This is a genomic window from Acidovorax sp. Q11, from assembly GCF_054950075.1.
Map to the genome: position 1 here is coordinate 1 of NZ_JBUDZG010000059.1, position 5,817 is coordinate 5,817.

6 protein-coding genes and 1 pseudogene are annotated in these 5,817 nt (G+C 64.6%); 1 reads left to right on the top strand and 6 read right to left on the bottom strand.

Annotated features, from left to right (window positions below; all coding sequences use genetic code 11):
• From ACYZGB_RS22510 to ACYZGB_RS22535, 6 genes and pseudogenes are all read right to left on the bottom strand, one after another.
• A pseudogene (locus ACYZGB_RS22510) lies at positions 1–148 on the bottom strand (IS256 family transposase); the annotation flags it as partial.
• 64 nt (positions 149–212) lie between these two features.
• A complete protein-coding gene (locus ACYZGB_RS22515; RefSeq protein WP_462391200.1) occupies positions 213–650 on the bottom strand; it encodes a DUF7668 domain-containing protein in 438 nt (145 codons plus the stop codon).
• A gap of 3 nt (positions 651–653) precedes the next feature.
• The gene (locus ACYZGB_RS22520) at positions 654–1,055 is read right to left on the bottom strand and encodes a hypothetical protein (RefSeq protein WP_462391202.1); all 402 of its coding nucleotides are present in this window, start codon (positions 1,053–1,055) and stop codon (positions 654–656) included.
• Between the two features lie 82 nt (positions 1,056–1,137).
• Positions 1,138–1,824, bottom strand: coding sequence for a GNAT family N-acetyltransferase (locus ACYZGB_RS22525; RefSeq protein ID WP_462391204.1), 687 nt, complete (start codon positions 1,822–1,824; stop codon positions 1,138–1,140).
• On the bottom strand, positions 1,821–2,381 hold the full coding sequence (locus ACYZGB_RS22530; RefSeq protein WP_462391206.1) for a MarR family winged helix-turn-helix transcriptional regulator: 561 nt from the start codon (positions 2,379–2,381) through the stop codon (positions 1,821–1,823). The genes ACYZGB_RS22525 and ACYZGB_RS22530 overlap by 4 nt, the downstream gene beginning before the upstream one ends.
• A 242-nt stretch (positions 2,382–2,623) precedes the next feature.
• On the bottom strand, positions 2,624–4,060 hold the full coding sequence (locus ACYZGB_RS22535) for an NAD-dependent succinate-semialdehyde dehydrogenase (RefSeq protein WP_462391208.1): 1,437 nt from the start codon (positions 4,058–4,060) through the stop codon (positions 2,624–2,626).
• A gap of 237 nt (positions 4,061–4,297) precedes the next feature.
• Between ACYZGB_RS22535 and ACYZGB_RS22540 the strand changes: the two genes are divergently transcribed.
• Positions 4,298–5,491, top strand: coding sequence for a pyridoxal phosphate-dependent aminotransferase (locus ACYZGB_RS22540; RefSeq protein WP_462391209.1), 1,194 nt, complete (start codon positions 4,298–4,300; stop codon positions 5,489–5,491).
• Positions 5,492–5,817 lie beyond the last annotated feature (326 nt).

The window sequence follows — 5,817 nt, forward strand, 5'->3', positions numbered from 1 at the left end:
CCAATACGGCCTTCTTGAACTGCTGGAAGATGCCCTCAAGCTCGGCTGGCGTCACCGGCCCGGGGATCAGTTGCTCAAGCGCTGCGGCTGAGAATTGCGGCTGCGCCGCCTTGTCCGTCGCTGCGGTCGTCTTCGTCTTGCGTGGCATTCATGCTCCTTGTTGACATGCTATGCCTCACACACAAAATTTCTGACAGGCTCCATGACACGCGCTACGGTACGTAGACCATGTAGACATCAAACTTGAACCCGCCATCGTCCTCAGACACCCTGAGACTGAGCACAAGGTCACTTCTTCCCTCGGAAGACGTCCAGAGGTCAATCAGTGCATCCCACCGACCTCCCATCCAGATGCATACGGAGGAATCCCAAGCTTCCTCCGGGAGTTCCACCAATTCCTCTCCGTAATGCTGGATGTATTTCTCGATATGTTCTGCCGTCTCAGACGACACAGGTGAAACGCCGGGAACACCTACGCTCAATGCGTAGTCTCGCCCCACGAACGCACGAACAATCTCACAAATGACCGGTCGCCAAGCCGAAGGAATAGGACGCTCCGAATCCGCATCCCTGAGGGCAAGCACTTGAGGGTCTTGCTTATTAATGGTCATCTGAATTTTGGTTTTTTGGTACGCCCTGCCCCGAGCCATCCTTCACCACGCCGCCCGCCGAAACCCTTCACCACGCCGCCCCAGCACCACCAACGGCGCCAGCATGCCCACAGCGAACACCAGGGCCAGAACGATGTGCACCGGGAGCGGGGTGGGTGAGCCCACAAGACTGTCCAAAAGCAGCGGCACGCGCAGCTCGCCAGCAGAGAGGAAGTAGCGCATGGTCCAGCGCAAGCACTCGATCATCCACACCACGCTGGCCAGACTGAGCCCCCACATCACGCCCCGCCACAGCCCCATGGCGGCCACAGCACAGGCGGCCGCTTTGGCATAACCGCCCCAGGCGGTCTCGCCAACAAGGTCGGCGGTGTAGCCGTGCCACACGGCATGGGCCGCCAGTCCGCAGATCAGAAGAACTCTGGTAACACGTGCTATCAAGGGCATCGGGTAAAGCCGGTGTGTGGACAGGCGGGCATGTTACGGCAACGCTGCCCAAGCCTTGCGCGCCTGCAGCACCCGCAGTCGATCACCGCCCCAGCACCACCACATGCACCCCGGTGCGGATGCGAAACCCCAGGCTTTCATACAAAGCAATCGCCGCTGTGTTCGTCGCCCACGCGTGCAAAAACGCCTGGTCGCCCCGCTGCTGGATGGCGTTTGCCACCACCGACGACAGCCTGCGTGCAAAGCCGTGGCCACGAAAGTCGGGGTGGGTGCAGACACCGCTCACCTCAGTGCCGCCCGCAAAGCGCATGCGCTCACCCGCCATGGCCGCCAGCCGGCCGCCCACGCGGATGCCGATGAAGCGGCCCATGGTGTGGGTGCGGGGCAGGAACGGGCCGGGCTCGGTGAGCTTTGCCAGGGCCAGCATCTCGGCGGCATCGGCGTCGCCCAGCTCCACGATGTCCTCCTTGCCGGGCTCGGGCGCAATCGCCTGCATGGCCAGCATCTGCACACCCTCGGCGCGGCGCAGGGCCTGCAGGCCGGGGGGCACGGGGGCGGGCTGGGCTTGCAGCACAAACACGGTCTCGCCCTCGGCCACCAGCGGGGCCAGGGCCGCCAGGCTGGCACCGTCGCCGTCGTCCCGGGCGGATGCAAACAGGTTGACATCGCGCCGGTAGCGCCGGGCCTGGTCGCCGCCTTCGGCCAGGATGGGCGCATAGGCCAGTGATGCCCAGACGGGCCGGTCGAAGGGATTGTTGGTGGTGTTCATCGTGGGGTCTCTTGGATCTTTTTTGCGGGCTGACCGGGGGCGGGAGTTTTGCGCTTGCGCGGGGACGACTCACTCGCAATGGCGGCTGCCGAGCGCTGCAGCAGCGAGGTGCGCTGCAGCCCCACCTCCAGCGCCGCGAGTTGCTGCAGCAAAGGGCCTTCGAGCGGTGCACACACCTGGGCCACCGAGGCTTCGATCACGGGCCAGACCTCGCGCTGGGCGCGCCGGACCAGGGCCTGCCCCTCTGGGCTGAGCGCCACTCGCCGTATGCGTCGGTCGCCCTCCACCGCTTCGGACACCACCAGGCCGCTGTCCTCCAGGCCTTTGAGCGACCGCGTGACCACAGGCTGGCTCACGCCCACGGCCTGGCTCAGCTCGCCCACCCCCAGCGGGCCGTGCCAGTCCAGCGCCGCGAGCAAGGGGAAATGCGCTGCAGGCATGCCTATGCCATGCTCAGTCAGCAGCGCCTGGGTTTGCGCCTGCAGCGCTTCACCAATACGCTTGAAGCGTGTGCCGAGGGTGAGAAAGCCGAGTTGCTTGACGATGTCTTCGATCATGTTGAATCACCTAGATATATATCATGATATGTTTTTAGCGGACACCGTCAATCTGTTTTTCACGCAAGCCAGGCCGCCTGCTGTGATTCCAGAGCCGCATATGCCTGCCGTCGCAAAACACGAAGGGCCTGCGCGCGGTCTCGCGGAAAACTCCCGGGAGACCGCCCGCAGGCCCTTGTGGTGCGCACCCCTCGCATGCAGGCAGCACGCACCAAAGCGCACTGCCCGGCGGGGGCGTCCGTTTACAGGTTCATGATCGACACCAGGCGCGTGTTCATATGCGCCTCGATGGCTTCGGGGCCCCCTTCGGAGCCATAGCCCGAGTCCTTCAAACCACCAAACGGCAGCTCGGCCGCAGGGGCTGCGGCCTGGTTGATCCAGAGCATGCCCACTTCCAGGCGCTGGGCCAGCAGGTGCGCGTTTTTCAGCGAGGTGGTGAAGGCATAACCGGCCAGGCCAAACGGCAGGCGGTTGGCTTCTGCAATGGCGTCCTCGATCTTCTCGAAGCCGCGCACGGCGGCCACGGGGCCAAAGGGTTCTTCGTTGACGATGCGGGCCGACAGAGGCACGTCGTTGAGCACCGTGGGCGCAAAGAAGTTGCCTTCGCTGCCAATGCGCTCGCCACCGGCCAGCACCTTGGCGCCCTGCTGCACCGCATCGGCCAGCAAGTCGGCCATGGCGGTGATGCGGCGCGGGTTTGCCAGCGGGCCCATCTGGGTGCCCGCAGTCAGGCCGTCGCCCACCTTCAGGCCCTGGGCGTACTTGGCAAAGGCCGCCACGAAGTCGGCGCGGATGCTCTCATGCACTAGGTAGCGCGTGGGCGAGATGCAGACCTGCCCCGCGTTGCGGAACTTGGCGCCGCTGCCAATCTTGATGGCCAGTTCCAGGTCGGCGTCTTCCGCCACGATGACCGGGGCGTGGCCGCCCAGCTCCATCGTCACGCGCTTCATGTGCTTGCCCGCCAGCGCGGCCAGTTGCTTGCCCACGGGCGTGGAGCCGGTGAAGGTGACCTTGCGGATGATGGGGTGCGGGATCAGGTAGCTGGAGATTTCAGCCGGGTCGCCGTACACCAGGCCGACGGTGCCCACGGGTACACCCGCATCGGCAAACGCGCGGATCAGCTCGGCCGGACTGGCGGGGGTTTCTTCGGGCGCCTTCACCAGGATGGAGCAGCCTGCGGCCAGCGCAGCCGCCAGCTTGCGCACCACCTGATTGATCGGGAAGTTCCACGGCGTGAAGGCCGCCACGGGGCCCACCGGGTCCTTCAGCACCATCTGCGTGGCCTTGAGGTTGCGCGAGGGCACGATGCGGCCATACACGCGCAGCGACTCGTCGGCAAACCATTCGATGATGTCGGCAGACGCCATGGTCTCGACCTTGGCCTCGGCCAGGGGTTTGCCCTGCTCTTGCACCATGATGGCGGCAATGGAGTCGGCACGCTCGCGCATCAGGGCAGCGGCGCGGCGCATGGTCTTGGCGCGCTCGGCGGCGGGAATATCGCGCCAAGCCTCGAAACCCTTCTGTGCCGCATCCAGGGCGCGGTCCAGATCGACTTTGGTGGCGTGGGCCACGCGGCCGATTTCCTTGCCCGTGGCAGGATTGAACACGGCGATGGTCTTGCCTTCGGCGGCATCTTGCCACTGGCCTGCGATGAAGAGCTGGGTGTTGGGATAGGTCATGAGCGTTGGTGTCAGCCAAAAAAATCAAAAAAACGACTATACGCCTGCAGCGACGAAATCCCCTGAGCCGCCTTCGTCGCCCTCCCCCACCGGGGGACAACGCCAGTCGCCAGGCGAAGCCTGCTCCACGGCGTCTGCTCGCCTGGCCTGCTCCGCGGCCTTCGGTGCTACGTGACGACATCAGCAGGTTGGAGAATCGCTGCGATGATGGGAGAGTTGTTGACGCAAGGAGATTGCATGCGAGAAGTAGTCCAAAGTCTCGAAGAGTCGCGCATCCGCGAAGTGGCCAACGAAGGCCTGGGGCGCAGCGATGTGCTGAAGTTCTGGTTTGGCGAGAGCGACGAGGTGACGCCCGACTTCATCCGCGACGCGGCCATTGCGTCGCTGCAAAAGGGCGAAACCTTTTACGCCCACAACCTGGGCCTGCCCGAACTGCGCCACGCGATTGCGGGCTACATGCACGGCCTGCACCCGCAGCAGCATACCGATGCGTGGTTTGACCGTATCGCAGTGACATCCGGCGGCGTGAACGGCCTGATGGTGGCCGTGCAGGCGCTGGTGGACGCGGGCGACGAGGTGGTGCTGGTCACCCCCGTGTGGCCCAACCTGGTGGCGCAGCCGCGCATTCTGGGGGCGCAGGTGCGCACTGTGCCGCTGGTGGCGGATGCAGACGGCGCGTGGCGGCTGGACATGGACGCGCTGCTGGCCGCCATCACACCCGGCACGCGCCTGCTGGTCGTCAACGCCCCCAACAACCCCACGGGCTGGACGCTGACGCGCGAGGAGCAAGCCACCATCCTGGCGCACTGCCGACGCACGGGCACGTGGATTTTGGCGGACGAGGTGTACGAGCGGCTGTACTACGCGGGCGACACGGCCAACGGTGCGGCGCCCAGCTTTCTGGACGTGGCCGAGCCCGAGGACCGGCTGATCGTGACGCACAGCTTTTCCAAGAGCTTTTTGATGACCGGCTGGCGACTGGGCTGGCTGGTGCTGCCGCCATCCATGACGCCCGCCGTGGGCAAATTGATCGAATTCAACACCTCGTGCGCGCCGGTGTTTGTGCAGCGCGGGGCCACGGTGGCGCTGCAGCGCACGGAGGAGGTGACGCCTGCGCTGGTGAACCATCTGCGCAACTGCCGGGACACGCTGGTGCCGTTGCTGGCCGATGTGCCGGGGGTGTCGGTGGCCACGCCGCGTGGGGGGATGTATGCGTTTTTCCGCATCTACGGGCATGACGACTGCCTGACGCTGGCTAAACGGTTGGTGCGGGAAGCGGGGTTGGGGTTGGCGCCGGGCAGTGCGTTTGGGGGGGAGGCGTCGGGGTGGTTGCGGTGGTGTTTTGCGAGTCGGGATGTGGGGAGGTTGGAGGAAGGGGTGGGGAGGTTGGAGGAAGGGGTGGGGAGGTTGAGGGGGTGGTTGGAGGGATGATGGAGAGTTGCTCTTTGTGCATTTTTTGCCGTTACCGCCTGCTAGATAAGCGCTATTAGCTATTATTTTTATAGCAAATAATCACTCTGCTCGTTCGGGCTGAGCCTGTCGGAGCCTGTTTGCAGATTGAGCTGCATGCTCGGGTTGAGGGCGGAGGCCGGGAGTCGCCCGGCATGCGAGTAACTTTCTTTCGCGTCGCCTGTATGGACCGGACACATGGGTAACGGGTGTGCGGAGACATAGGAAACACTTCTCCTTGGCAAACCCTGCCCAGGAGAAACCTATGCCCTGGCAACCGAGAGATCTCATGACCACCAAACGAGAGT

Excerpts from the sequence above, each read along its gene's own strand:
- ACYZGB_RS22535 (WP_462391208.1), bottom strand. The coding sequence starts at position 4,060 with ATGACCTATCCCAACACCCAGCTCTTCATCGCAGGCCAGTGGCAAGAT.
- ACYZGB_RS22530 (WP_462391206.1), bottom strand. The coding sequence starts at position 2,381 with ATGATCGAAGACATCGTCAAGCAACTCGGCTTTCTCACCCTCGGCACA.
- ACYZGB_RS22525 (WP_462391204.1), bottom strand. The coding sequence starts at position 1,824 with ATGAACACCACCAACAATCCCTTCGACCGGCCCGTCTGGGCATCACTG.
- ACYZGB_RS22540 (WP_462391209.1), top strand. The coding sequence starts at position 4,298 with ATGCGAGAAGTAGTCCAAAGTCTCGAAGAGTCGCGCATCCGCGAAGTG.
- ACYZGB_RS22515 (WP_462391200.1), bottom strand. The coding sequence starts at position 650 with ATGGCTCGGGGCAGGGCGTACCAAAAAACCAAAATTCAGATGACCATT.
- ACYZGB_RS22520 (WP_462391202.1), bottom strand. The coding sequence starts at position 1,055 with ATGCCCTTGATAGCACGTGTTACCAGAGTTCTTCTGATCTGCGGACTG.